Origin of the sequence: Bacteroides sp. (assembly GCF_028690125.1) — a bacterium.
In the GTDB taxonomy this organism is placed as follows: domain Bacteria; phylum Bacteroidota; class Bacteroidia; order Bacteroidales; family Bacteroidaceae; genus Bacteroides.
On sequence record NZ_JAQVBV010000044.1, the window covers coordinates 1 to 25,080 of the forward strand.

The 25,080-nt window shown below is 39.5% G+C and carries 27 protein-coding genes; 11 read left to right on the forward strand and 16 right to left on the reverse strand.

Annotated features, from left to right (window positions below):
• Positions 1-152: 152 nt before the first annotated feature.
• The 9 genes from PHO71_RS21155 to PHO71_RS21195 all read right to left on the reverse strand — a co-directional run bounded on the left by PHO71_RS21155 (position 153) and on the right by PHO71_RS21195 (position 3,263).
• Entirely contained in the window at positions 153-515 is a 363-nt protein-coding gene (locus PHO71_RS21155) for a hypothetical protein (RefSeq protein WP_300207192.1), read from the reverse strand.
• Positions 516-593: 78 nt separating this feature from the next.
• Positions 594-785 carry a hypothetical protein gene (locus tag PHO71_RS21160; RefSeq protein ID WP_300207194.1) on the reverse strand — a complete coding sequence of 64 codons (192 nt, stop codon included), beginning with the start codon at positions 783-785 and terminating at the stop codon, positions 594-596.
• Positions 786-840: 55 nt separating this feature from the next.
• Positions 841-1,038, reverse strand: a complete 198-nt coding sequence (locus PHO71_RS21165) for a hypothetical protein (RefSeq protein ID WP_300207196.1) — start codon at positions 1,036-1,038, stop codon at positions 841-843.
• Positions 1,039-1,048: 10 nt separating this feature from the next.
• Entirely contained in the window at positions 1,049-1,315 is a 267-nt protein-coding gene (locus PHO71_RS21170) for a hypothetical protein (RefSeq protein ID WP_300207199.1), read from the reverse strand.
• 16 nt (positions 1,316-1,331) lie between these two features.
• Positions 1,332-1,643, reverse strand: coding sequence for a hypothetical protein (locus tag PHO71_RS21175; RefSeq protein WP_300207201.1), 312 nt, complete (start codon positions 1,641-1,643; stop codon positions 1,332-1,334).
• 19 nt (positions 1,644-1,662) lie between these two features.
• A complete protein-coding gene (locus tag PHO71_RS21180) occupies positions 1,663-1,839 on the reverse strand; it encodes a hypothetical protein (RefSeq protein ID WP_300207203.1) in 177 nt (58 codons plus the stop codon).
• Between the two features lie 255 nt (positions 1,840-2,094).
• Positions 2,095-2,394, reverse strand: a complete 300-nt coding sequence (locus PHO71_RS21185; protein ID WP_300207206.1) for a hypothetical protein — start codon at positions 2,392-2,394, stop codon at positions 2,095-2,097.
• A 296-nt stretch (positions 2,395-2,690) separates the two neighbouring features.
• Positions 2,691-3,023: a hypothetical protein gene (locus PHO71_RS21190; RefSeq protein ID WP_300207209.1), complete on the reverse strand. Its 333-nt coding sequence runs from the start codon at positions 3,021-3,023 to the stop codon at positions 2,691-2,693.
• A gap of 3 nt (positions 3,024-3,026) precedes the next feature.
• On the reverse strand, positions 3,027-3,263 hold the full coding sequence (locus PHO71_RS21195; protein WP_300207211.1) for a hypothetical protein: 237 nt from the start codon (positions 3,261-3,263) through the stop codon (positions 3,027-3,029).
• A 171-nt stretch (positions 3,264-3,434) separates the two neighbouring features.
• Here PHO71_RS21195 and PHO71_RS21200 point away from each other — a divergent pair, with 171 nt between their 5' ends.
• From PHO71_RS21200 to PHO71_RS21215, 4 genes are all read left to right on the forward strand, one after another.
• Positions 3,435-3,803: a hypothetical protein gene (locus tag PHO71_RS21200; protein ID WP_300207214.1), complete on the forward strand. Its 369-nt coding sequence runs from the start codon at positions 3,435-3,437 to the stop codon at positions 3,801-3,803.
• A 19-nt stretch (positions 3,804-3,822) separates the two neighbouring features.
• Positions 3,823-4,206 (forward strand): hypothetical protein, encoded by a 384-nt coding sequence (locus tag PHO71_RS21205; RefSeq protein ID WP_300207217.1) that lies wholly within the window; start codon positions 3,823-3,825, stop codon positions 4,204-4,206.
• A 541-nt stretch (positions 4,207-4,747) separates the two neighbouring features.
• Entirely contained in the window at positions 4,748-6,670 is a 1,923-nt protein-coding gene (locus PHO71_RS21210) for an FISUMP domain-containing protein (RefSeq protein ID WP_300207220.1), read from the forward strand.
• A 3-nt stretch (positions 6,671-6,673) separates the two neighbouring features.
• On the forward strand, positions 6,674-8,482 hold the full coding sequence (locus tag PHO71_RS21215) for a FimB/Mfa2 family fimbrial subunit (RefSeq protein ID WP_300207222.1): 1,809 nt from the start codon (positions 6,674-6,676) through the stop codon (positions 8,480-8,482).
• A 204-nt stretch (positions 8,483-8,686) separates the two neighbouring features.
• Here the strand turns inward: PHO71_RS21215 and PHO71_RS21220 are convergent, their stop codons facing one another.
• The 7 genes from PHO71_RS21220 to PHO71_RS21250 all read right to left on the reverse strand — a co-directional run bounded on the left by PHO71_RS21220 (position 8,687) and on the right by PHO71_RS21250 (position 18,625).
• Positions 8,687-9,586: an AraC family transcriptional regulator gene (locus PHO71_RS21220; protein ID WP_300207224.1), complete on the reverse strand. Its 900-nt coding sequence runs from the start codon at positions 9,584-9,586 to the stop codon at positions 8,687-8,689.
• Between the two features lie 191 nt (positions 9,587-9,777).
• Positions 9,778-12,504, reverse strand: a complete 2,727-nt coding sequence (locus PHO71_RS21225) for a family 78 glycoside hydrolase catalytic domain (RefSeq protein ID WP_300207227.1) — start codon at positions 12,502-12,504, stop codon at positions 9,778-9,780.
• 131 nt (positions 12,505-12,635) lie between these two features.
• Positions 12,636-13,790, reverse strand: a complete 1,155-nt coding sequence (gene fucO, locus PHO71_RS21230; RefSeq protein ID WP_300207230.1) for a lactaldehyde reductase — start codon at positions 13,788-13,790, stop codon at positions 12,636-12,638.
• A 151-nt stretch (positions 13,791-13,941) separates the two neighbouring features.
• Positions 13,942-14,751: a rhamnulose-1-phosphate aldolase gene (rhaD, locus tag PHO71_RS21235; RefSeq protein WP_300207232.1), complete on the reverse strand. Its 810-nt coding sequence runs from the start codon at positions 14,749-14,751 to the stop codon at positions 13,942-13,944.
• A gap of 92 nt (positions 14,752-14,843) precedes the next feature.
• A complete protein-coding gene (rhaT, locus tag PHO71_RS21240) occupies positions 14,844-15,863 on the reverse strand; it encodes an L-rhamnose/proton symporter RhaT (RefSeq protein WP_300207235.1) in 1,020 nt (339 codons plus the stop codon).
• A gap of 3 nt (positions 15,864-15,866) precedes the next feature.
• A complete protein-coding gene (locus PHO71_RS21245) occupies positions 15,867-17,120 on the reverse strand; it encodes an L-rhamnose isomerase (RefSeq protein ID WP_300207238.1) in 1,254 nt (417 codons plus the stop codon).
• Positions 17,121-17,167: 47 nt separating this feature from the next.
• Positions 17,168-18,625, reverse strand: coding sequence for a rhamnulokinase family protein (locus PHO71_RS21250; RefSeq protein WP_300207241.1), 1,458 nt, complete (start codon positions 18,623-18,625; stop codon positions 17,168-17,170).
• 367 nt (positions 18,626-18,992) lie between these two features.
• Here PHO71_RS21250 and PHO71_RS21255 point away from each other — a divergent pair, with 367 nt between their 5' ends.
• From PHO71_RS21255 to PHO71_RS21285, 7 genes are all read left to right on the forward strand, one after another.
• Positions 18,993-19,466, forward strand: a complete 474-nt coding sequence (locus PHO71_RS21255; protein ID WP_300207244.1) for an arginine repressor — start codon at positions 18,993-18,995, stop codon at positions 19,464-19,466.
• Between the two features lie 41 nt (positions 19,467-19,507).
• On the forward strand, positions 19,508-20,086 hold the full coding sequence (locus PHO71_RS21260; RefSeq protein WP_300207245.1) for a GNAT family N-acetyltransferase: 579 nt from the start codon (positions 19,508-19,510) through the stop codon (positions 20,084-20,086).
• A 13-nt stretch (positions 20,087-20,099) separates the two neighbouring features.
• Positions 20,100-21,308 (forward strand): argininosuccinate synthase domain-containing protein, encoded by a 1,209-nt coding sequence (locus tag PHO71_RS21265; RefSeq protein WP_300207247.1) that lies wholly within the window; start codon positions 20,100-20,102, stop codon positions 21,306-21,308.
• Entirely contained in the window at positions 21,305-22,273 is a 969-nt protein-coding gene (argC, locus tag PHO71_RS21270; RefSeq protein WP_300207250.1) for an N-acetyl-gamma-glutamyl-phosphate reductase, read from the forward strand. The genes PHO71_RS21265 and argC overlap by 4 nt, the downstream gene beginning before the upstream one ends.
• Before the next feature lie 136 nt (positions 22,274-22,409).
• On the forward strand, positions 22,410-23,531 hold the full coding sequence (locus PHO71_RS21275) for an aspartate aminotransferase family protein (RefSeq protein ID WP_300207252.1): 1,122 nt from the start codon (positions 22,410-22,412) through the stop codon (positions 23,529-23,531).
• A gap of 135 nt (positions 23,532-23,666) precedes the next feature.
• Complete coding sequence (proC, locus tag PHO71_RS21280) at positions 23,667-24,440, forward strand: pyrroline-5-carboxylate reductase (protein ID WP_300207255.1); 774 nt, start codon at positions 23,667-23,669, stop codon at positions 24,438-24,440.
• A 35-nt stretch (positions 24,441-24,475) separates the two neighbouring features.
• On the forward strand, positions 24,476-25,030 hold the full coding sequence (locus PHO71_RS21285) for a helix-turn-helix domain-containing protein (RefSeq protein ID WP_300207258.1): 555 nt from the start codon (positions 24,476-24,478) through the stop codon (positions 25,028-25,030).
• The last annotated feature ends 50 nt before the right edge of the window (positions 25,031-25,080 follow it).

The window sequence follows — 25,080 nt, forward strand, 5'->3', positions numbered from 1 at the left end:
CTGCCTAGATTCCATGTCCAATCCTGGAGTTATTTCATTCAGGATATTAATGACTGATTGTTTATATGCTTCATCTGCATCAGTGACTTGCTGAATTAATCTATCAATTTTACTCATTTCTTTATTGGTTTGAATTATTTCAAAAAAGTCAGTTAATCAATGATGCATTTAGGGACATCTTCTATAGATATTTCTGGGGGTATAGACAAGATAAATGCGTTATTTGTGTGGATTTCGATTTCGCCTAATCGAGCACCTGAAGGAGAACCTTCGCCGAAATCCCAATTCGATTGGTAATCGATACACAAGCAGTGTTTATCATCTTTAGTAAAAAAATACGTCTGATCTCCGGGCTTACGAGTCAAGCAGTGGATCTTTACTATTCCTAAATCCTTTTTAGCTTGACGATAACCTTTAGAATACCAATCCATCCACATATTATCTGCTACCTGATATTTTGCAGGTAACTTACTATTTGCTTCGTAGGCTTCAAAGGCTTTCTGTTCTATTGTCATGATTTTGTTCCTTTCTTCTTAAGATTTGAATTTATTGGCAAGCGAAGTACCAAACACCTTCGCTTGCCTGTATTGCTTTTACAACCTTGCCAATCTTTCCTTTAAGCATTCAAGGTAAGTGTACATTGCACCTGCCTGAACTATTAAAAGAGATTTCTGAATTGGGTCAATTTCATTTGCCTTTTCGCTTGCATTGAAATCATTAAGTTTGTTCAGCTTTTCTTCGAGTTCAACTCGTTCGGTTTCTAACCGAGATTTAAAATCACTCATAATATATTTAGGGTTCTATAAAGCCGCCCAAGGCTCATTTCTATATTGTTATACGTTAATCATCAAAAGATAAATCCATATATGCAACCTGTGCAAGTTCTTCCATTTCATCGCAAAAATCTTCGTTATAGCAAGGTTCAAGTTTTTGTCTTACAATGTTGCAAGCGGCTTGAAAGCCCGCCATATAATCTACTTGAGAAATAGTTCTACCTGAATATTTCTCTGCCATTTCAATTACTTCTTTCTTATTCATTTTTGATTAATTAAGAACATGTTGCTACTATGAGTATAACAATCAGTACTATCGCTAATATATCGCCTAAAGTACATCCGCTTTTAGGTTCCATCATGCGATATATTTCTCTAGGGGATTCTTTATAGTACCCATTTGATATGCTTCCTTTAAAATACACCTTACTTCCATCGTCATCATCATCGATATGATTAATATCCTTAATCCAATAGACTTTTTGCTCATTAGAGCCTTGCTCCGTTAATAGTATAAATCGTTTCATGTCTTTATTACTCATGATTATTTAGAATTAATCAAAATGGAAGATCATTATATCTATCACATCGTAGCGAAAATTTGTCTCTTGATACAGAGCATGACTCATGGCAGCCAAAGCATGTCTTCCCCTTTTCTATCGATCTGAATTTATCTTGGCATGATGATAATTCATTATACACTTTGTCTATTTCTGATTGAAGCATCTCCCTTTGCTTTCGCAAAGTCTTTATTGAAATATCAAAGCTTTTTCTTCCTTCCGATAAAGTATCATACACTACAGATAATTTCTCAATGGTCTTATCAAGTCTTTTGAGTTCGGTTCTATCACCTTTAGTAAGTTCATCCATATTTTTATTGATTTGAGGGTTATTTATCAACTGTTGATTTTACTATTACTTCATCTCTTTGAAAAGGGAGAACAATTACATTTCCTTCGTCAGTAGTAATTTTCAGTATGGGGTTAAAGTCTGAATCTGTAGTAGAGACAATAGTCATATCTGCAAATTCATACTTGTAATCTTCTTGTAATGCTATTCTATCCATAATTTACGCCTTTCTATATTATTTAGGCAATATGCTGCCACATACTGTACATTTTTTTGTTTCCATAATTTCACTATTTACATTCAGGTAGTTTTGAAAATTCCTGTCCATCAAGGAGATAAGAAGAAGTGTAGATCCGGCCTAAGTACAAGTGGAGCTTAACGCATCCACATTTGACGCAGATTTCAGCCTTATAGACTCCCGGTATTCGATCTGGTGTCGGCTGTAATAAAGTCCATCTATGCCGTGCCATAGCTAATCTTTTGTGCCAGTATAAATACATGGCGAATTAAGATCGACTCTACTTCCCAGACCGTTACTAAGAATATTAAGAAGATCTTCTCTTTTATCTGGATCAACTTTTACTAGATAAAAACCTGATTTCTTTTTAGTATTACTATGTACTTGCTCTAAGGAAAAATTTTGTTCCAGGAACTTTGTAAACTCCGGGTACTCACCCGGCCTAAAATTAAGAGTGTCGATTCTGTGGAAACGTCCATCTTTATAAACTTCTAGTTCCGCTTTTTTTACTATAATACTTGCTTTTCCTGCCATAATAAAAAATTTTAAATGTTAAACATAACCGGTCTATTCTCGGCTGTCACCGGTTTAATGCCTTATTATTGTCCGTTGGCTTTCTAAACTTTTATGTAACGCCCTGGAAGGTGGGATCGAACCACCGACATAAATACTCGATATCATCTGTATTTTTTGTTCTTCCGCTGAACTATTCCAGGAAATGCCGATCTGTTCTCGGCTGTCACCGGTTTAAAGCCTTATTATTGTCCGTTGGCTCTATACTAGGCAGAGTATTAAGTTTCAGTTCGTCTTAATCTTACCACTTCTTCCGTTTACGCCCGGCGTGTACTAGTGGCTCTTCGATACAAATCACTAGCATGTACATATTCGCCAAATATGAATACGGAAAGAAAACAAGCGGCCACAAACCGTTTTACCGGTTCACACATAGACAAGGGAATATTAAATTTCCGGCAAAAACAGAACTTTGTCAATTCAGCAGCTTTGCTAATACCGGCCTTTTCTTTGATCTTTTGCAAGGTATTGTCTACCGTCTTAATTGAAATACCCAAAATGTTAGCAGCTTCTTTCTGGGAAATAGCACCTAGCCCCATAACTTCCGCGATTTCCTCTTCCCGTTCGGTTAATTCTGCCTGTATATTCATAGCCTATCCTTTTATTTCCCAGACATCAGAAACATCTACCCCAAATTCAGAGAAGATCTTTTCTATTCCTTCTTTGATATGGGCCGGTATATTCAGATAGTCTTTCTTTTTCCTATAATATTCAGGATCCGACGAACAGCCAAGGAAGTTATAAAGCTGATCTTTCAATTTCGGATAGTCTTCTCTGGATACTTTTAATGTACCAGGCGTAAATGAGTAATGCTTTTTAGTTACAGCCATAATATTTTATATCTAGATTTTACATAGACATAGGGTATTTTCCCTATTGTATATACTGCAACTATTTACTATATTTGGTGCAGTAATTTGTAATTCACAGTGCAAATATGACGAATATATATATCATATCAAAATAAAAAGATATATATTTTCATCATTTATATATTTTTTATGAAAACAGATAGCGAAATAAAAAATAGACTATATTTTCTTGCAGAAAAGCTAGGAATGAACCCAAGCCAATTTTCGGCTAAAATCGGTAAAGACCGTACCTATTTATCAAATATTAGAAAAGAAATACAGACGGACGTATTGAGGAATATTTATATCAACCTTCCTGAAGTAAATCTAATATGGGTAATCACAGGGAAAGGGGAAATGTTTCTTTCCCAAAACGAAATTGCTAACAATGAAAATTTTCTTTTGAAACAAAAAATTGCTGTTCTTGAACAAGAGATTAAATATTTAAATAGAGAAAATGGCAGATTAGAGGGAAAAATTGAAATGTTAACTAATTCGTCTGAAAAAAGTGCAGGATGAAAATAATTAAAGGTGGAAAATGGAAGGAATAGACAATAATACAGTTAAGGAAAGACTTATACAGCTTTGTTCTGCCCTGAACATAAGATCAAGCCAATTCTCGCGAAAAATTGGGAAAAGTAGAGAATATATAAGAAAAATAAGTGGAGAAATAGGAAGTGATGTCTTAAGAGATATACACTACTTATACCCAAATGTAAACCTAACATGGATAATTACTGGAGAAGGTGAAATATTCCTCTCTACAGACAAAAGCACTTCAAATGATAATAATTTAACAATTTATTTGAAAGAAGAAAATAAAGAATTAAAGGAAGAGATTAGGCGTCTTATACAAGGAAATGCAACTCTATCGGCTAGATTGGAGTTATACCACGGAAACAGTGCTGAAGCTGCCGGATGACGATTATAAAAGGCGGCAAATGGAAAGATCGGTAAACACATACAAACATGTATGTCAGTAAGTTATGATTATGTTTTAAGACGTTTACCGGGACTAAATCGGGACAATATAATATAAAATAACCATATTACGAATAATGTAGAAAGCTGATAATCTGATTCTTATAGAAGCGAAGAGAAGAGTATTCAAATCGGATCTCCGCAACACTTAAAGAATCGCTTTTTTTCAAGCGGTTCTTTTTTTATGTCACCTCTCGCATCTATTCACATTATCAGATCTCTAAACCCTGAAGAATGATGCATCCAAGAAGTTTTATCCACAAGCTTATCGCTAGTTATTAACCGAAATACGCCAAAGTTATCAACAGGTTAATTACCCCATTCTTAACAAATTACTATTATCCCTATAGAGTTTTAAACAAATAGATTATTGTTTTAAAACAAGCAGTTATCAGAATCTAATAAGACTTTTAATAATTTCACTACATCTTTTCGCCATTTCTCCTATCTTTGCAGCTCAAAAAACAGACAATTTAACAACAATGAAAAAGAATCACTTTTTATCTTTATTGCTAATAGCAGTTGCACTTTGCTGGGGAAGTTGTTCTAATGAAAAGGATGCTCCCGGAGAAAAAGAACTTATTTGGAAGTCACAATCATTTAAAATTAATCCACTCTCAATCGCTGTTGCTTCCCAAGGAATGCGTGCTTCGAATGAAGAAGAAACAGAAATCATGTCACTTAACGCATATCTGTTTGTCAATGAGATACTACAAAAAAGCATCAAGAATATTACATTACAGAATGGGAGTTGTACATTCGACGTTGTAGAAGGAAGCACCATTTATTTTCTGGCTAACCTGCCTGAAACAGCGGAATTGCAAGCAATAGAAACAGGCAAAACGAAGGAAAGTACTTTCCGGGCACTACATAATAAAGTGACAACAGACAATAAAGCTGTTTTTTTCTTATCAGGCAGTTGCCAGATACCGTCAATTTCAAGTAATCCTAAGGATTTAACGGTTCCAATGTATCGAAGTGTGGCACAGATCGACCTTGATACTTCCAGAGATGAGAAAATAAAAGTAACACGAATTGATATACAAGACGCTGCTACCACATCCTCACTTTTCCCTGCAGAGTCACTCTCCTCTTCCACCGGGAAACAGAGTTATAATCTAAATTATGAAGATTCTCCCATCACCAGTAAAGAAAATATCCTGAGAATTTACGAAAGTAATACTCCCGTAAAAATTATGGTATATGCTAATTACGAAGATATTCCGACAGTGATTAATCTATCCATTCCTCAAGTGAAGCGTAATTTCAAATATACCATCCGGCTGACCGGAGTAGGTACAACCATTACCGGAAAGTTACAGGTTGTTCCATGGGGAGACGGTGGAAACATTGAGACTTTACCGGATCTTTCGGAAAAAATATCACTGGATAAGGCATTTTCTATTCTCCCGGAAGGAGTAATAATAGACAGCGATCATAATCAGGTTTCAGTATCTGATAAAGGAGGTGACATTACCCTTGCTTTTGCTTCCGATATTCAAGTGGAATTGGAAAGTACAGAAGGAACAGGGAATGAAGTCACTGTTTCTTCGCTAGGAGCAGAAAGTAAAGAGGGTAAAGTGATCAGTAAATTCTTGGTAAAAGTAGCCAAACAAGGGAAAGGTAGACTAGGTTACCAAGTAACACTTCACATGAAACGTAAGTTACAACAGTATTCTTACGACTCATTTATAATTGATGTAAGCCAGAGCGTTAATCAAATTGCGGAAGTGACCATTGGAGGAATCACCTGGATGGCATTTAACGCTACAACACGCGATCTGGAAGATCAAATTTACACATTGGATGGTGGAACAGCAGAAGATATGTATAAGAAATCCTGGCCAAATACGATCGGTGGACTTTTCCAGTGGGGACGTATTCATATGTATGCTCCTTGTTTGTCGGGAAATAATAATGCGGGAAATCAGAAACAAGATATTCCTTGGGTATCCGACACACATATACCTTGCCCAAAAGGATATCGTTTACCAACGAAAGCAGAAATGAGAGCCTTGTTCCCACCGCAGCAAGAGTTTCCGGGAGAGTATATTTATAATGGAGAAAAAATCACAACGACTTTACATTCTTCAGAACCTGAGTCCGTGAAAATAGGTTCAGTATCCGGAAAAGCACGTTATCTCCGCCTAAAATCTGAAACAGGGGCTGTGCTTTGTTTCCCTCTATCAGGACAAAAAGGAGATAAAAGTGGGGCAGCAAGTCCGGGACTTGGGCAAGGATTCACTATCTGGAGTTCTGAAAACAATGGAGCTACCGGAGGATGGGCATGGACAGGCAAATTCTGGCCGGGTAGTGATAAAACTAGTGCTGTTATTGAAAACAATTCACAATTGCAGGCAGAAGGGTATGCTTATGTTCGTTGTTTAAAGAAAAAAGCCCAATAAGCTATGAAAGATATTTATAAGTTATACTCTTTACTCGCACTGATGTTCTTATGGACCGGTTGCACGGGAGACTCTACAGATGAACAACTTTCTTTACCTTCCGGTAATCGGGTGGTATTCACTTTTAGTACAATACAAGGAGATGTGGAAGAAAGCGGCCCTTCGACTCGTGAAAAAGAAATCAAAGACAACATTGCACAAATAAAATATACAGTATTTGATGGAAATGGACAAGTGATTCATCCCCGCTGGCAAAAGCTATCACCGGATATGACAAGCCTGATGGTGGAAGGTCTGGAAGACGGTAACTATTCAGTTGTATTTTTCGCGACTACCAATGAAGACAAAACAAGTTTCCAACCAAAGAATGAGGGGAATAAGTTCTATGTAAGCAGTCCGTCGGAAGACAAACCGTTGAATGAAGACTACTTGTTTGCACGAATGGACTTCTCAACGGGAAAAGAGAATGGTTCACGTACGATAGACGTTCCTCTTAAACGATGCGTAGGACGGATAGAAGTTGATGTGAATGTAGTACATCCCTATACTGCCTATCTTATCAAGAAAGTAGAAGTTTCTTTTGATAAGGAATCGAAAGTATATCTTTCAAAGACGGCTGACTCAGAAAACAGTTATGAGGGAATAGGGACAGTATCTCAACTGGAAGTTACAGCAGACAGAGCTTTTTACAGTTTACCTTCAAAGTCACCCATATCAGGAACCATCACGATAGAATCAGTTCGTGAAGATAACAAACCGGCTAAAAGTGTCCACCGTTTCAGTAACCTGAACATTGCCCCTGGTAAAACAACACATATAAAAGTAGATTGGGAATCAGCAGTCGGTAATAAAGGACTCTTCAATGTTCATGAGTCTGATTACACAGACACGAACTCAAGCATCATGTTACTAGATAATGAGCCACGCGAAGTATTCTACAATCAGTCATTACGTTCTTTCCGTACTGACGAGCCATTGCAAGTAAAAATAAATGGAGATAAAAAATTACAATTAAACTTTTATTCACCTGTAACTATTCATAATGTAACCATACTGTGCCGTTTCAAGAAATACAGCTATGAGTTTTTTAAATTCGCACATTATGAGAAGATCACCGGATTCAGTGAATCTCGTATGTATATTCCTTTGGTGGATAAAACACTTACGTATACTGCAAAAGACGGACGGAACATAGTGATACCCGCACAACCGAACTTAACAAATGAGGATTGTGAATTTATAATCGAATCCGATGACCCGTATATGGCAAAGATTGCAACTATTACTCATCCTATTTCGATTAGCTTTTCGCCTTACGGAGCAGATAGCGGACACGATTACTGGAGGCACATGAATCCAAATCTATGCCGACACGGATGTGTAATGGCAGTCAATATGTCTTTCATGTTCAGTAGTCAGGATTTTGTAGAGAAGATTAACAACTGGAAAGGAAATCCATTTGTTGATGACTCTAGAAACCCCATTGCTCCGGAAACAGTGATCAATCGTGCCAGAAATAGATCAAGACTAATCATGGGAACCGTAAGCGGAGTAGGCGGGCTAGGTGGAGGCAGTACTTATGGACTGGCTCCTTATTGCTATACAATGCAGTATTGGGATACGGAAGATAAGTATTCATATGGTAAACAAGCTACTTTCCATGAGTTCGGACACTGTATGGGATATGGACATTCCAGTAGTATGACTTACGGTGATGCTTGGACTATGGCTTGCCAGGAATTGATTTATGATTTAGGATCAACGGGCAGACTACCGGTATCCAATGCAAATTGGAGTTCCAACTATCAGTAATTTAAATTCCACAAATGAGGTCGTCCGAAAAGTAATTGTATGTTATTATTTTGCTCTGCTATCCTGAACGGGTTGAAGAATCTGCTCTTGAATGTTTCAAACACAAGATTCTTCGCTACGTTCAGAAGGGCAGAATGATAGAATTTACAGACTTTGCCGGCATCTGAAGATCATTATTTACTCGTTTGATAGGTATTAATACCCTTATTCTTCCCGACCAAAAGAGCGATATTCTAATGGAGTTAGCCCTGTACGCTTCTTGAAAAAAGAGAAAAAGTATTCAGTAGACTGGAAACCTAAAAAGAAAGAAATCTCTTTCACCGATTGGGAGGTTCCCACTAATAATTGTTTAGCCTTACGAAGCTTCAACTCCTGAAAATATTTAGCAGGTGCATAACCGGTGTATTCTTTAAACACACGCCGAAACCATGAATAACTTATATTAAGCCTCATCGCTAATTCTTCCGTATCCACGTTACCGGAAACATTTTCATTCATTATTATTTTAGCCTGTTCTATCTTCTGATCAATATCACCTATTTCAAAAACTTTATTCTTAGCAACAGAAAGAATCAATCCTATCATGTGTAGCACAATACCGGAAAGATACTGCTGTGCTGAAATTTTGTCCGCCTCCGCTACTTCAAGAGCACGGGCGAATAAAGACACCAACTCCTCATTAATTCCTATTTCCAATATCTGCTGTTCCTGCGACAGGAAAGTATCATTGACAATCGTATCTATAACAGGACCTTCAAAACCGACATAATACTCAGTCCATCCTGTTTGTCGAAGAGGGCGGTAAGTATGCCATTGCCCGGGAAACAAAACAATCAGCCTACCTTTACAAACTTGTTTTTCAGAAGTAGAAGTAGAAGAAAATAAGCCACGCCCTTTGGTGATATAAACTAATTGATACTCACGCAACACCCGACCTTTTTCGGCATTAAAAAAGTAACCGGAAGGATGATCTTTCAACGGATAAGGAGAGCCGGGAGGTATTGACTGATAGCCAACTGTATTTACCCACAGACCATACTTACGGTCCATATCATTTACAATCAGATACTTAAATTCCAATCCTAAATTATTCTCATCAGTCATATATGCGTGCTTTCATGTGATTGAATTGACACAAAAATAGACATTATTTTCAAAACACACGCACAAGAAAACAAAAAACATCCGGAATGCCTCTTATTAAGACATTGCCGGATGTTTCACTTGACAAACCAGATAAAATTACTTTTTATTCATATTTCCGTTCGATAGCTACAAACGGATTTGTTGCTCTATTACTCGGAAACAAGTTTAAACTTTCCGGAGCCTAACCTGATAACCTGTTTGTCGCCAACCTCCTTGAAATAATATATACCCTCCCGGTCGTGCGGTAATTTGATATTAAACTTCAGAGGCAACTTAACTGTCGCAGTGGTATTGGCCGGAATCGAAATATCCCATTCCAGTTTATTACCATCACGTTTCCAAGAACTCTCAATTTTGCCGTAAGGCGAAACATGAGATGCTGTTACATAAGTCAATTTCTCAGGAAATACAGGTTCCATCCATATCTTTTTGAATCCAACTGAGGACGGATCATTTTTTATACCTGCCAGATCCTCATAAAACCAAATTAACAAGTCACCCAGAAGCATCACATGGTTTCTTGAATTCATTGCCGGGTTAGCAGTATCGCCATTCCACAATTCCCAGATAGTGGTAGCACCATTCTTGATCATATATCCCCATGAAGGATAAGTATCATTGGTCACAATCTTATAAGCAAGTTCCAAACTTCCATATTCAGTAAGTCCCCGCATCAGATGCTGAATTCCCAATACTCCGGCACTCACATGTCCTTTGCAGTCATTCTCGGTCTTCTCCACAACATTAGAGAAAACCTTTTCTTCATATCCTTCAGGAACCAAACCAAGTCTGAGAGACAGCAAGTTTGCCGTTACCGTATTATTATCATATTGTGCAGTTTCCTGGTTAAAGAACTTCTTGTTATATGCATCTTTTATTTTTATAGCAAGATCTGCATACTCTTTGGCATCTTCCGGCACATTATTCATTTGCGCAAACTTTTCCATCAACTGCAAAATACTATAGAAAACAGTAGTACCCAATACTTCGCCATTCGTCTTGCGCGCAGGATCTTCCGAGTGAATCAAATCCGGTGATTCGGGAGGCATACACCAGTCTCCATAGGTATCTTTTACTATAATATAATCCTTCAAATGATTATCAGCCATATAATGAACCCATCGTTTCATCGACGGATAACGATTCTTGATCGAATAATCATCTCCGTACTGTTGATAAAGCATATCCGCTACATAAAAATAAGCGGCAGGCCAAGTCACATCATCATTGAAGATAGTCCAATAACGGGGAGATACGTCAGATATACTTCCACTCTCACTCATGGATTCTTCTATATCAACCAGCCATTTCTTATACATCAAAGCATTATCCAAAACGAAACTTTCTCCATAGGCTCCGGTAGTGCGGTCGCCCAGCCATCCAAGACGTTCATCACGTTGAGGACAGTCAGTAGGCATACCCCGATAATTACCACGAATTCCCCAATAAGCATTCTTATGAAGTTTATTGATCAGTTCATCAGAAGTCTCGAAAGTACCGGTCGTCGCCATTTCATCATAAACAACTTTACCGGTAAAATCAGAAACCGAAGGTTCGTAATCCAAACCGGATATCTCTATGAACTGAAAACCATGATAAACAAACAAGGGTTCCCATACAAACTTACCATCACTAGCCGGAATATAAACGTCTGTAACAAGTGCACTACGCAAATTATCAAGATACAACTCAGTTCCATTATCTTTCAACACCTCAGCAAAGCGCATAGTAATCGGTTTATCTTTTTTACCGGATAATTTTACCTGCTGTATTCCGACCATATTTTGCCCCATATCGACAATGTATTTACCTTCTCCTACCGATTTTATTGATATCGGTTTTATTTCCTCCATTACTTTCAGACTCGGAGAAATTTGAGCTACCAGTTTACCTTTCGGAGACGCCATCAAATCAACCTTCGTCCATCCGGAATCATCATATCCGTTTTCTGCCCATTCACCCAATTCGAGGCGGGCATCATATTTTTCGCCATCAAATTCATTATTTTCGGTGATAGGACCTTTATTGGTTGCTTTCCAAGATTCATCGCTGATGATAGATACAGTTTCGCCATTATCATATTCAATATTCAATTGTGCTATCAGACGAGGTAATCCAAAACCAATCATCGAATGCGCACGCATAGAAAGGTAACGACCATTACCTAAAGCTACTCCCACTGTATTAGTCCCGTTCTTTACCATAGAAGTCACATCATAAGTAAGATAAGGAATAGAAGCATCATACCATGTAGGCAACGGACCGAATACATCGTTTCCAATCCTCTCACCATTCATATAACATACAGAAGAGCCTACACCCGAAACATAAAGCACTGCACGCTTCGGTTTAGCCTGCAAATCAAATTCTTTCCGCAGATAACGGGCTGGTAGAATTGTCCTGTCACCATCCAGTTTCAGATTGATACTATCATTCAAACCAATCCATTTAGCTTTCCAGTCCGAATCATTCAACAGAGCCATCGACCAGCATTGGATGTTACTTTTGGTTTCTTCGCCGGTACTCGACCATACTGTGACACGCCAATAATATTTCTTATTGGATTCGAGAGACTCTCCTGCATATTCCACCAGTGATGATTGATCGGAAACTACGTGCCCGGTATTCCAAAGCAAACCGGTTCCATCTTTCAAATCTCTTTCGGTGGCTGCAACTTCAACCTGATAAGCAGTCTGCATCACACCTTGCTTGCCACTGGACAACAACCATGAAAAACGCGGATGAAGTGTTGAAACTCCTTCCGGATTCTGCTGCAATTCAACGGTTAGCCCGGAAACTTTCAATGAACCGTCATCCAACATTTTACAGCCAACAAATAATAAGACGTACAGAAATATTAAAATAGTGTTTCTCATTATTACTATTATTCTTTAGCCCCTTCAGTGGAGTTAAATCTGCGCCTATTTAACTCTACTGACAGGCTTATGATTTAATTATATTATAAAAGCAGCAAGCGCGCTAACCTTACTGATAAATTCGATCCATTTTAAAACGCTTTTCGATACAATGCTTCAATCTCTGCTACAGATGTAGGACGCGGATTACCACCCGTACAAACATCATTAAAAGCAGCCACTGCCAATGCCGGTATATCTTGTTCATTCACATTGATTTCATGCAACTTTTGTGGAATGCCAATACTAAGAGATAGTGATTTCACTGCTTCAACAGCAGCTTTCACTCCTTCCGCTTCTGTCATTCCATCGGTATTGATTCCCATTGCCTTGGCAATATTGATGTATTTTGGAGCAGCAGCAGATTCTGCATTATATTCCATGATATAAGGCAGCAACAAAGCATTAGCCACTCCATGAGGAGTATCATAGAAAGCACCCAACGGATGAGCCATAGAATGTACAATGCCCAAACCGACATTAGAGAATCCCATACCTGCAATATACTGCGCTTGTGACATTGCTTCACGGGCAGTAACATCTTTGCCGTTATCTACTGCCGCTTTCAGATTCTGAGCGATCATTTCAATGGCTTTCAGTTCGAACATATCACTCATCACCCAAGCACCGGGAGTTATATAACTTTCGATAGCATGAGTCAAAGCATCCATACCTGTAGCAGCCGTCAATCCTTTCGGCATAGAATACATCAATTCCGGATCTACAATAGCTACAGCAGGAATATCATTCGGATCTACGCAAACCATTTTCTTTCGCGCGTCTTCGTCAATGATTACATAATTGATAGTTACCTCAGCAGCTGTTCCGGCAGTTGTAGGCAAAGCAAAAGTAGGTACAGCTTTATGCTTTGTATCAGCCACCCCCTCTAAAGACTTCACATCGCCAAAGTCCGGATTGTTCACCACAATACCAATGCCTTTTGCCGTATCAATGGAAGAACCGCCACCCAATGCAACAATAAAGTCCGCACCGGAAGCCTTATAAGCTTTTACTCCATTCTGCACATTGGAAATAGTAGGATTTGCTTTTACATCACTATAAAGTTCATAAGGAATATGGTTATCATCAAATACTCTAATAATTTCGGCGGCAACACCAAACTTTATCAGGTCTTTATCAGTCACAAAGAATGCTTTTTTAAAGCCGCGCCGAGCTGCCTCAACAGCAATCACACTTCTACATCCGGCACCGAAATAAGAAGTTTCATTTAAAATAATGCGATTCATAATTCATTCTGTTTTAAAAAGAATATCCACTAAACAGTAATTCTAAATTAGTTTTTTAAATAAGTTTTTTAAATTCAGCCAGAATTACACTAGCTCTGAATAGCCAAACATATCAAAATCCTTGAGATCCATGTAATCTGTGCCAAAACTATTATTTAGGCAAATGAAAGGCAACACTCATTTCCTTCATCTGTTCCTGACTCATACCATCCGGTTCGAAGCCCATATTCTTGGCAGCAATATAGATCAAGGCTGATTTATTCAATACATCGATCTGATCAAAAGCCTGCATTACATCACAATCGACAGCAAACACGCCATGCTTTTCCCACATCACTACATCATAATCCTGTAACTCTTTAATGGTAGCTTCTGCTAACTCTACCGAACTAGGCAATTTATAAGGGATAATACCCAAACCGCGCGGACAGAATGCTTTCGTTTCAGGAATCATACTCCACAATAAGTTAGTAGCTACATCTTTTTCGAGGAATTTCTTACAATGAGTCATTGCAATCAACTCAATCGGGTGAGTATGTACAGATGCTTTATAAGGTGAGTTTTTACTCAGTAAATCATTATGTACACTCAAATGTGAAGGCAACTCTGAAGTTGGAGCCACTGCTTCATCGGCAATAATTACATAGCTTGCACAGTCATCCAAAATACGGATCACCGATCCGTTTTCCATCGGTCGTCGAGCCAGGTCACGCATACGTTTATTGGTCCCTTTACAATAAAAATAACATCCTTTCAGATAAGGTAATGTAACTCCAATCGCTTTTTCTTCACTAATCGGTTTCATTTGGCGTATTTCATCATCCACAAACTCTGTTATATTAACAGTAATGTTACCGCCATTACGTTCAGCCCATCCCTTTTGCCATAAATATCCGGCAACTTCTGCCACCTTTTCTACTTCTTTCGCCAGTGCAGGACGGTTTTCTAAAATTGATTTCATTGATTATATATTTTTTAATCAGGCGTGAATTACACGAATTTCACGAATACAAATACAGATTAAAGAAAACGTGTAATTCCGTGCCTGAAATTTTAAAACAAGTTAGGAAATATCAAGGAAAAAATCAATACTACTAATCCACAAATCAATATGGTGATTGTTTTAGCAGATACTCCCTTCCATTCTTTTAGGATCATTCCCCATACATTACTAAAAGTCACGTTCAATGCCATAAGAATGCACCATGAGAATGCCAATAGCACAGGGCTTCCCGTCAAGAAGCTTTTACCCATTTCCAGACCGAAGAATTGCATATACCATAAAACTCCCGCCAAGGCACAGAATAGCAGATTGTTTCCCCAGACCTTTCTTTTAGCATAATCCCCCATAGACTTATTGGCAATATTTTGTTGGAGACAGTAAACTGCATTGGTCAAAAAACCGCCCACAGTAACCAAGAAAATAACAGGAAGACCTGCATAAAGTCCGTCTACTCCGCCTGCCAAAGCAGCTTCTTTGATCGGCGTTCCGGCATCGAGACCCAAAGCAAAGCAGGCACTCATCACACCTGCCAATAATGCAACTAGCAGCCCCTTTGTCAAAGCAAAGTCTTTTACTGCCGCACGTTTTTCTTCTTCGCTCATATTATGCGAACGCAAACTACCTGCATAACCAATGATAGCAATACCTGCAAGCGTAATACAAACACCCAAAAGAAGAATCAGTCCGTTACCTTCAAACAGATTCGTGCCGGCAAAAATAGCTGGGAAAAGTGTTCCGAATCCCGCACAAGTTCCTAAAGCAATACTCTGTCCCAATGCAACCCCCAGATAACGCATAGAAAGACCAAAGGTTAATCCCCCTACTCCCCATAACACACCATAGAAGATACTCATTCCAGCACCTCCCGCACTCCACAAGTCGAGTAAGCTATCCCCTTGCGGAATGCCCAGCAGTGAACCCAGGAACGGGAACACTAACCAGGCAAACACCCCCTGTACCAACCAAAAACTTTCCCAACTCCATTCCTTTACCTTATTAATAGGTACATAAGAACTAGACTGGCAAAAACTACCGATAGCTATAATTATCAAGCCGATTATAATATCCATAACTTATCGTTTAGAAGTTACATCAGCTTCATACTTCTGAATTTCGGCGATAAAATCTTCACCTACCGGAACATTATTTTTCAAGCAGAACATATCCCATACCGCATTCCATGGTAATGATTTAGATTCTTCAAGCAGAGCCAAACGTTCGAACAATTGATCATTTGCTTCATATTCACGCAACTTTGCCAACGGTTCGAGCAAAGCCTGCATCAAACACTTCTGAGTGGCACGGCTACCTACTACGTAAGCACCAATACGGTTGATACTTGCATCGAAATAATCAAGACCGATATGAACTTTATCAAGAGCATTGCAACGTACGATTTCCTTGCAGAGATCCAATGTATCGTCGTTCATAATAGTAACATGGTCGCTATCCCAACGCACCGGACGGCTTACGTGAAGCATGATTTCCGGAATGAACAACAACAATGAAGAAATCTTATCAGCCACACTCTCTGTCGGATGAAAATGACCGGTATCCAATGTCACGATCTTACCACGAGTTGCACCGTAACCAATGTAGAAGTCATTAGAACCTACTGTATAACTTTCCAGACCTATACCGAACACCTTAGATTCAATACAATCTCTCATATTTTTATATTCTGTAGCAAAAATCTGGTCTAAAGAATCTTTCAGTAAAGCACGATATTTCATGCGATTTACCGTAATATCCTTACTACCATCATGTATCCACAAATTCATGATACAAGGATCACCCTGACGTTTACCCATTTCCTCAGCAATAGCACGGCAACGTTTTGTATGTTCAATCCAGAAGTCACGAATGCTCTTATCAGGATTCGACAAAGAAAGATTACCTGATTTTGGATGCGAAAAAGATGTAGAGTTAAAATCCAGCTTCATATTATGCTCAGCCGCCCATTGTATCCAGCTCTCAAAATGTTTCGGTTCCACTTGATCGCGATCAACAAACTGTCCACCGAAATCACCATAAATTTCATGCAGATTCAAACGATGAGTACCCGGAATATAAGAAGCAGCCTTCAATACATCTTGCCTGAGTTCTTCGATATTACGAGCCTTACCCGGATGATTACCGGTTGCCTGAATACCTCCGGTCAATTCACCGGCCGATTCGAATCCGGTTACGTCATCGGCTTGCCAACAATGCAATGATAGTGAAATCTTCTGCAACTCTTCCAATGCTTTATTTACATCTATCCCTAGTGCTGCATAACGTTCTACAGCAATCTCATACGCTTTCCGGATCAATTCTTCCTTTTTCATGATATTCTTATTTTTAAAAGTTAATATAATTCTGTCGTTTATTCGAATTAACGGATACAATTCTTAAAATGAATGTATGCCATATCCCATGCCTCCATATCTTTCGGTTGATAAGTTTTCAGAGGAATAGAACGGTGTATTAATTGTCTCATACCGGCAATATCCGTTGCCTCTCCCGCAGCCATTGCCTGAACCATCACATTACCAATTGCCGTAGCTTCGGACGGGCCTGCAACTACAGGCATCTTTATTGCATTTGCTGTAAACCGATTCAATAAATCATTGCGACTACCTCCCCCAATCACGTGCAATGTTTTAACAGGATGCGGAGACAATGCACATAAGTTCTCCAATACCTGACGGTAACGTAAAGCAAGACTTTCAAAAATACATCGTACAATCTGTCCGCGTTGCTCGGGGATCGGTTGTCCGGTAGTCCGGCAATACTCGATAATCGCGTGTTCCATATCCGCCGGATTCACAAAGCAATCATCATCCGGGTTAATCAAACTACGGAAAGGTTCACTGGCCTCTGCTTCACTAATTAATTCAGAATAGCTTATCTGACCCCAGTTCAAACGACAGCGTTCAAGTAGCCACATACCACAAATATTCTTTAGCAGACGAATCGTTCCTGCCACACCACCTTCATTAGTGAAGTTCAACGCTTCCGTCTCGGCATTAATCACTGGAGCAGCCGTCTCAACTCCCATCAATGACCATGTACCACTACTCAAATAAGCAAAATCACCATCGAGCGCAGGAACAGCAGCCACAGCCGATCCGGTATCATGTCCGGCGACTGCTATTACGGGAATCGCACCTAAGCCAGTAATTTTCTGCACCTCTTCCGTCAATATCCCGACCTTCTCACCCGGAAAAACAAAGCGGCCGAAATTTTCTTCCTTCAGTCCGACAGCCTCCAACAATTCCGGTTCTAAATGACGAGTATATGCATTCACCAATTGAGCCGTGGAAGCAATTGTATATTCTGTCACCATCTCTCCGGTCAGCATATAACTCAAAGCATCCGGCATAAAAATAATCTTATCCGCAGCTTCCAGTGCACTATCATGGTTACGGCGTAAAGTATCTAATTGAAAAATTGAATTAAAATTCATAATTTGTATTCCTGTCTTCTCATAGACAGCACTATGAGAAACACGAGTGAAAAACGCTTCCGGCGCTCCAACTGTATGTGGATCACGATAAGCATAAGGTTGCCGGAGCAGGTTTCCATCCTTTCCGACGCAAACAAAATCTACGCCCCATGTATCTATTCCGATAGAAGCAACAGATTCTCCGCTGTGTGCTACCAGCTTCAAGCCATCAATAATATGACGATATAATGCATAAATATCCCAATAAAAATGCCCTCCCACTTCAATCAAATGATTGGAGAAACGATTAATTTCTTTTAGTTCCAATCCGTTTCCTGTAAAAGTTCCCAAAACTGTACGACCACTTGTCGCACCCAAATCGACTGCAAAAAAGTTTTGTTTCATGGTATTTTGTCTCATTATTTAAGGTATTCATTTACCCGATGTTACAAAGATAGGTGATATCCTGCTTTTGCCCCTTATGATTTTTGATTGAAAACGTACACTTTTTGACACGAATACTGTTCTTTATTGTACTACTAACGAATCTTTATTTCACTACTAAGGAAGACTGTTCGACACCCGGGTGTCGAACAACTTCCATTAGTACACAAAAAAAACTTGTTAGGTATCGAGATAAAAATCTCTTTAAACCAAAGAAATATGACCATTTATTCACTATTTTCTCTCTTTTATGCAAAAAACTCGAGTTTTATACATATTTTCTCCAAAATATTGCATACTTTTGCGTCATTCTTAGAATAATTATACAATGAAGAAGAAAGCAAATCGGTTAGACGCCATCAAAATGATTATCTCAAGCAAAGAGCTAGGTTCTCAGGAAGAACTATTGCAAGAGTTGAACCGTGAGGGCTTCGAGCTGACACAGGCCACCCTCTCCCGTGACTTAAAACAGCTGAAAGTAGCGAAAGCTGCCAGCATGAACGGCAAATACGTTTATGTATTACCTAACAACATCATGTACAAACGCTCCACCGACCAAAGCGCCGGTGAAATGTTACGTAACAATGGATTTATCTCACTTGATTTTTCCGGTAACATAGCTGTTATCCGTACCCGTCCCGGTTACGCCAGCAGCATGGCTTATGACATCGATAACCATGAATTCAGCGAAATTCTGGGAACCATTGCTGGTGACGACACCATCATGTTGGTATTATGCGAGGGAGTTTCAACAAGTAAAGTGCGCCAGCTTTTGTCACTCATCATTCCGAATATCGAATAACTATACATATTTATATATTAATTTATATATTAAAACAAGAAATGGATACTCAACAAATAGATGTTATGGTAGCCGACGCCTCACATGAGGTTTACGTTGACACTATTTTGGATACAATCAGGAATGCTGCAGCAGTTCGCGGAACCGGCATCGCAGAACGCACACACGAATATGTAGCAACAAAGATGAAAGAAGGGAAAGCAATTATCGCTCTTTGTGGCGACACATTTGCCGGCTTCACTTACATTGAATCTTGGGGCAACAAACAATATGTAGCAACGTCCGGACTGATTGTACATCCTGACTTCCGTGGATTAGGATTGGCAAAACGTATCAAACAAGCTTCATTTCAACTTGCACGCCTCCGATGGCCGAAAGCCAAAATCTTCAGTCTGACTTCCGGAGCAGCTGTAATGAAGATGAATACTGAGCTGGGATACGTCCCCGTCACCTTCAACGAGCTAACAGACGACGAAGCTTTTTGGAAAGGATGCGAAGGATGTATCAATCATGATATATTGCTAGCTAAAAAACGGAAATTCTGCATCTGTACAGCCATGTTGTACGACCCGACAGACCCAAAGAATCAGAAAAAAGAACAAGAAAGAAATAATATTTAAAAGATACAGCACTATGGAAGAAAAAAAGAAAAAAGTAGTGGTGGCATTCAGCGGCGGGCTTGACACATCGTTCACTGTTATGTACCTCGCTAAAGAAAAAGGTTACGAAGTTTATGCAGCTTGTGCCAATACAGGTGGTTTCAGCGCAGAGCAACTGAAAACAAATGAAGAAAACGCCTACAAACTGGGAGCTGTAAAATATGTTACATTGGACGTTACTCAGGAATATTACGAAAAAAGTCTGAAATACATGGTTTTCGGAAATGTGTTGCGTAATGGTACATACCCGATTTCTGTCAGTTCGGAACGTATTTTCCAAGGTCTGGCTATCGCACGTTATGCCAATGAAATAGGTGCGGATGCAGTAGCACACGGTTCTACCGGTGCAGGTAACGACCAAATTCGTTTCGATATGACTTTCCTTGTATTGGCCCCAAACGTAGAAATTATCACATTGACTCGTGATATGGCACTAAGCCGTCAAGAAGAAATAGATTATCTGAATAAACATGGTTTCAGCGCAGACTTCACCAAACTGAAATATTCCTACAATGTAGGATTATGGGGTACTTCCATCTGTGGAGGTGAGATTCTTGACTCAGCACAAGGACTTCCGGAAAGTGCTTACCTCAAGCATGTAGAAAAGGAAGGTAGTGAACAACTTCGCTTGACTTTCGAAAAGGGAGAGTTGAAAGCTGTCAATGACGAGAAATTTGATGATCCGATAAAAGCTATCCAAAAGGTAGAAGAAATTGGTGCGGCTTATGGTATCGGACGCGATATGCACGTAGGTGATACAATCATTGGTATTAAAGGCCGTGTAGGTTTTGAAGCTGCTGCCCCGATGTTGATTATCGGTGCTCACCGTTTTCTGGAAAAATACACATTAAGTAAATGGCAACAGTACTGGAAAGATCAGGTAGCCAACTGGTATGGTATGTTCCTACATGAAAGCCAATACCTAGAACCTGTCATGCGCGACATCGAAGCCATGCTTCAGGAAAGCCAACGTAATGTAAACGGAACAGCAATCCTCGAACTCCGTCCATTGTCTTTCTCTACCGTTGGTGTAGAATCAAAAGACGACCTTGTGAAAACGAAATTCGGAGAATATGGCGAAATGCAGAAAGGTTGGACAGCCGAAGATGCCAAAGGCTTTATCAAGGTAACCTCTACTCCATTACGTGTATATTATAACAATCATAAAGACGAAGAAATATGATTAAAGCAGGAATCATTGGTGGTGCAGGATATACAGCAGGCGAATTAATCCGCTTGTTGCTCAACCATCCGGAAACTGAAATCGTATTTGTCAATAGCAGCAGCAATGCAGGCAACAGAATTACCGATGTACACGAAGGACTTTACGGAGAAACAGATATGAAATTCACCGACCAACTACCATTGGACGAGATTGATGTTCTTTTCTTCTGCACTGCCCACGGAGATACAAAGAAATTTATGGAAAGCCATACTATACCGGAAGACTTAAGAATCATCGACCTTTCTATGGACTACCGTATAAAGAACGACAACCATGATTTCATTTACGGTCTGCCGGAACTGAACCGCCGAGCTACCTGTACAGCAAAGTATGTAGCCAACCCCGGTTGTTTTGCAACGTGCATTCAGTTAGGACTGCTGCCGCTTGCCAAAAACCTGATGCTTACAGACGACATAATGGTAAACGCCATCACCGGAAGTACTGGTGCAGGTGTAAAACCGGGTGCTACCAGTCATTTCAGTTGGAGAAATAATAATATCAGCATATATAAAGCTTTTGAACATCAGCACGTACCTGAGATCAAACAATCTCTGAAACAATTGCAGAGCAGTTTCGACTCAGAAATCGACTTTATTCCGTACCGGGGTGACTTCCCACGTGGTATATTTGCCACCCTTGTAATTAAAACAAAAGTTGCTCTCGAAGAAATCGTTCGTATGTACCAAGAGTATTATGCTAAAGATTCATTTGTACACATTGCCGATAAAAATATCGACCTGAAACAAGTGGTAAACACAAATAAGTGTCTGATACATTTAGAGAAGCATGGCGACAAACTGTTGATTATCTCCTGTATCGACAACTTGCTGAAAGGTGCAAGCGGACAGGCAGTTCATAACATGAACCTGATGTTCAATCTGGAAGAAACCGTTGGATTGAAATTAAAGCCAAGCGCTTTTTAATGAAGAATGAATACTCTTAAAGCAATAGTATCAGTCATTCTTCGCTTTGACCTGAATAACAGATAGTCTAGCTGATGACATCTGAATGATTATGACAGATAGTTCTGATTTACAATATCAATAAAATAGAAGAATTATGAAATTATTCGACGTATATCCTTTATATAACATCAATATAGTCAAAGGAAAAGGCTGTAAAGTATGGGATGAAAACGGGACAGAATATCTGGACCTTTACGGAGGTCATGCCGTTATTTCTGTAGGACACGCGCATCCCCACTATGTGGAGATGATAAGTAATCAAGTAGCAACACTTGGTTTCTACTCAAACTCAGTTATAAATAAGCTTCAGCAGCAAGTTGCTGAACGCCTTGGCAAACTTTCCGGTTACGAAGACTATAGTTTCTTCTTAATCAACAGTGGTGCCGAAGCAAATGAAAATGCTTTGAAACTTGCTTCCTTCCATAACGGACGCACGAAGATCGTTTCCTTTAGTAAAGCGTTCCACGGACGTACCTCATTGGCAGTAGAAGCAACAAATAATCCTTCTATCATTGCTCCAATTAACAACAACAACCATGTGACTTACCTTCCGCTGAACGACATCGAAGCGATGAAGCAGGAACTGGCAAAAGGTGATATATGTGCCGCTATTATTGAAGGAATACAAGGAGTAGGAGGAATTAAAATACCAACTAACGAGTTTATGCAGGAACTCCGCAAAGCCTGTACCGAAACAGGTACTATCCTGATTCTGGATGAAATTCAAAGTGGATACGGACGTAGTGGAAAGTTCTTTGCTCATCAATATACAGGTGTTCGACCGGACATCATCACAGTTGCAAAAGGTATCGGAAACGGATTCCCGATGGCAGGAGTATTGATCAGTCCGATGTTTACACCTGTATACGGACAACTGGGAACGACATTCGGAGGTAACCACCTTGCATGTGCTGCGGCTCTTGCCGTAATCGACATTATCGAACAGGAAAACCTGGTAGAAAATGCAGCTAAAGTCGGCAACTATTTGTTGGAAGAACTGAAAAAATTCCCTCAAATCAAAGAAGTACGCGGACGAGGTTTGATGATCGGACTTGAGTTTGACAAACCAATCAAAGAATTGCGTAGCCGGCTCATTTATGACGAGCACGTATTTACCGGTGCCAGTGGAACAAATGTACTTCGTTTACTTCCCCCTCTCTGCCTCAACAGAGAGGAAGCGGACGAGTTTCTTGCCCGCTTTAAAAAGGTACTCTGACCTTTCATTTGATTAATAAATAGCAAACTATAAAAGCAGCCTACTCCAGAAATTCATTTCTTAACAGGCTGCTTTTTGTTTTTTCACAATTTACCGTTACCTTTGTCAGTAACAATTCATTAAATAGATGTGTATATGAAAATAGCTATTATCGGTGCAGGGAACATGGGAGGATCTATCGCCCGTGGACTGGCAAAAGGTAGTTTGATAGACGATTCAAATATTATTGTTTCTAACCCTACTGCCGGCAAACTTGAACAATTGAAAAAAGAATTCCCGTCAATCGCAACTACTCATAACAATGTGGAAGCTATAGCCGGTGCAGATATAATTATTTTAGCCATAAAGCCCTGGCTGATCAATTCAGTGGTGAGCGAACTGAAAGTCAAAAGTAAACAGATACTCGTATCTGTAGCTGCCGGCATCAGTTTTGAAGAATTATCGCACTACGTCGTATCACCGGAAATGCCGATGTTCCGTGTTATCCCCAATACAGCTATCAGCGAACTGGAAAGTATGACTCTGATTGCGGCACGCAATACAACTGATGAACAAAATAAATTCATTCTCCAACTTTTCAATGAGATGGGAATGGCAATGCTTATCCCAGAAGATAAAATGGGTGCCGCTACTTCACTAGCTTCTTGTGGAATCGCATACGTATTGAAATATATTCAGGCTGGTATGCAAGCTGGTATCGAGATGGGACTTCGCCCCAAAGATGCAATGGAAATGATAGCTCAATCAGTGCAAGGGGCTGCCGCATTGATTCTGAATAATGATACACATCCCAGCGTGGAAATAGATAAAGTGACTACTCCGGGAGGAATTACAATCAAAGGAATCAATGAATTGGAACATAACGGTTTCACTTCCGCGATCATTAAAGCAATGCTAGCATCTAAATAATGAGACATAAATTAAATCACTAATCACTCAATAATATGAATGACCAAATTAAACAGATAGCAGAACGTCTCCGCGGATTACGTGATGTATTGGAACTTACATCCGAAGACATTGCCCGCGACTGTGACATATCTGCAGAAGAATACCGATTGGCAGAAACTGGAGATTATGATATTTCCGTCAGTATGCTACAAAAAATAGCTCGAACTTACAACGTTGCATTAGACGCACTTATGTTCGGAGAAGAGCCTAAAATGAGCAGTTACTTCGTAACACGTGCAGGCAAAGGAATTAGTATCGAACGCACCAAAGCCTACAAATATCAGTCACTGGCTTCCGGTTTCATGAATCGTGGGGCTGATCCGTTTATTGTAACAGTTGAACCGAAGGGAGATGATATCCCTGTCCATTACAACAGTCATAGCGGACAAGAATTCAACCTTATCCTCGAAGGACGTATGCTTATCAGCATCGAAGGCAAAGAAATCATTCTGAACCAAGGCGACAGTATTTATTTCAATTCGAAACTTCCACATGGCATGAAAGCGCTCGATGGTAAAACAGTACGTTTTCTCGCAGTAATTATGTAATATTTTAATAAAGAATAAAGAATAAGGAATGAAAAATTATGTTGCGCTGT

What these genes read in the sequence shown, in the direction of transcription:
- PHO71_RS21155 (WP_300207192.1), bottom strand. Translation starts at nt 515, where the DNA reads ATGACAATAGAACAGAAAGCCTTTGAAGCCTACGAAGCAAATAGTAAG.
- PHO71_RS21160 (WP_300207194.1), bottom strand. Translation starts at nt 785, where the DNA reads ATGAGTGATTTTAAATCTCGGTTAGAAACCGAACGAGTTGAACTCGAA.
- PHO71_RS21165 (WP_300207196.1), bottom strand. Translation starts at nt 1,038, where the DNA reads ATGAATAAGAAAGAAGTAATTGAAATGGCAGAGAAATATTCAGGTAGA.
- PHO71_RS21170 (WP_300207199.1), bottom strand. Translation starts at nt 1,315, where the DNA reads ATGAGTAATAAAGACATGAAACGATTTATACTATTAACGGAGCAAGGC.
- PHO71_RS21175 (WP_300207201.1), bottom strand. Translation starts at nt 1,643, where the DNA reads ATGGATGAACTTACTAAAGGTGATAGAACCGAACTCAAAAGACTTGAT.
- PHO71_RS21180 (WP_300207203.1), bottom strand. Translation starts at nt 1,839, where the DNA reads ATGGATAGAATAGCATTACAAGAAGATTACAAGTATGAATTTGCAGAT.
- PHO71_RS21185 (WP_300207206.1), bottom strand. Translation starts at nt 2,394, where the DNA reads ATGGCAGGAAAAGCAAGTATTATAGTAAAAAAAGCGGAACTAGAAGTT.
- PHO71_RS21190 (WP_300207209.1), bottom strand. Translation starts at nt 3,023, where the DNA reads ATGAATATACAGGCAGAATTAACCGAACGGGAAGAGGAAATCGCGGAA.
- PHO71_RS21195 (WP_300207211.1), bottom strand. Translation starts at nt 3,263, where the DNA reads ATGGCTGTAACTAAAAAGCATTACTCATTTACGCCTGGTACATTAAAA.
- PHO71_RS21200 (WP_300207214.1), top strand. Translation starts at nt 3,435, where the DNA reads ATGAAAACAGATAGCGAAATAAAAAATAGACTATATTTTCTTGCAGAA.
- PHO71_RS21205 (WP_300207217.1), top strand. Translation starts at nt 3,823, where the DNA reads ATGGAAGGAATAGACAATAATACAGTTAAGGAAAGACTTATACAGCTT.
- PHO71_RS21210 (WP_300207220.1), top strand. Translation starts at nt 4,748, where the DNA reads ATGAAAAAGAATCACTTTTTATCTTTATTGCTAATAGCAGTTGCACTT.
- PHO71_RS21215 (WP_300207222.1), top strand. Translation starts at nt 6,674, where the DNA reads ATGAAAGATATTTATAAGTTATACTCTTTACTCGCACTGATGTTCTTA.
- PHO71_RS21220 (WP_300207224.1), bottom strand. Translation starts at nt 9,586, where the DNA reads ATGACTGATGAGAATAATTTAGGATTGGAATTTAAGTATCTGATTGTA.
- PHO71_RS21225 (WP_300207227.1), bottom strand. Translation starts at nt 12,504, where the DNA reads ATGAGAAACACTATTTTAATATTTCTGTACGTCTTATTATTTGTTGGC.
- fucO (WP_300207230.1), bottom strand. Translation starts at nt 13,790, where the DNA reads ATGAATCGCATTATTTTAAATGAAACTTCTTATTTCGGTGCCGGATGT.
- rhaD (WP_300207232.1), bottom strand. Translation starts at nt 14,751, where the DNA reads ATGAAATCAATTTTAGAAAACCGTCCTGCACTGGCGAAAGAAGTAGAA.
- rhaT (WP_300207235.1), bottom strand. Translation starts at nt 15,863, where the DNA reads ATGGATATTATAATCGGCTTGATAATTATAGCTATCGGTAGTTTTTGC.
- PHO71_RS21245 (WP_300207238.1), bottom strand. Translation starts at nt 17,120, where the DNA reads ATGAAAAAGGAAGAATTGATCCGGAAAGCGTATGAGATTGCTGTAGAA.
- PHO71_RS21250 (WP_300207241.1), bottom strand. Translation starts at nt 18,625, where the DNA reads ATGAAACAAAACTTTTTTGCAGTCGATTTGGGTGCGACAAGTGGTCGT.
- PHO71_RS21255 (WP_300207244.1), top strand. Translation starts at nt 18,993, where the DNA reads ATGAAGAAGAAAGCAAATCGGTTAGACGCCATCAAAATGATTATCTCA.
- PHO71_RS21260 (WP_300207245.1), top strand. Translation starts at nt 19,508, where the DNA reads ATGGATACTCAACAAATAGATGTTATGGTAGCCGACGCCTCACATGAG.
- PHO71_RS21265 (WP_300207247.1), top strand. Translation starts at nt 20,100, where the DNA reads ATGGAAGAAAAAAAGAAAAAAGTAGTGGTGGCATTCAGCGGCGGGCTT.
- argC (WP_300207250.1), top strand. Translation starts at nt 21,305, where the DNA reads ATGATTAAAGCAGGAATCATTGGTGGTGCAGGATATACAGCAGGCGAA.
- PHO71_RS21275 (WP_300207252.1), top strand. Translation starts at nt 22,410, where the DNA reads ATGAAATTATTCGACGTATATCCTTTATATAACATCAATATAGTCAAA.
- proC (WP_300207255.1), top strand. Translation starts at nt 23,667, where the DNA reads ATGAAAATAGCTATTATCGGTGCAGGGAACATGGGAGGATCTATCGCC.
- PHO71_RS21285 (WP_300207258.1), top strand. Translation starts at nt 24,476, where the DNA reads ATGAATGACCAAATTAAACAGATAGCAGAACGTCTCCGCGGATTACGT.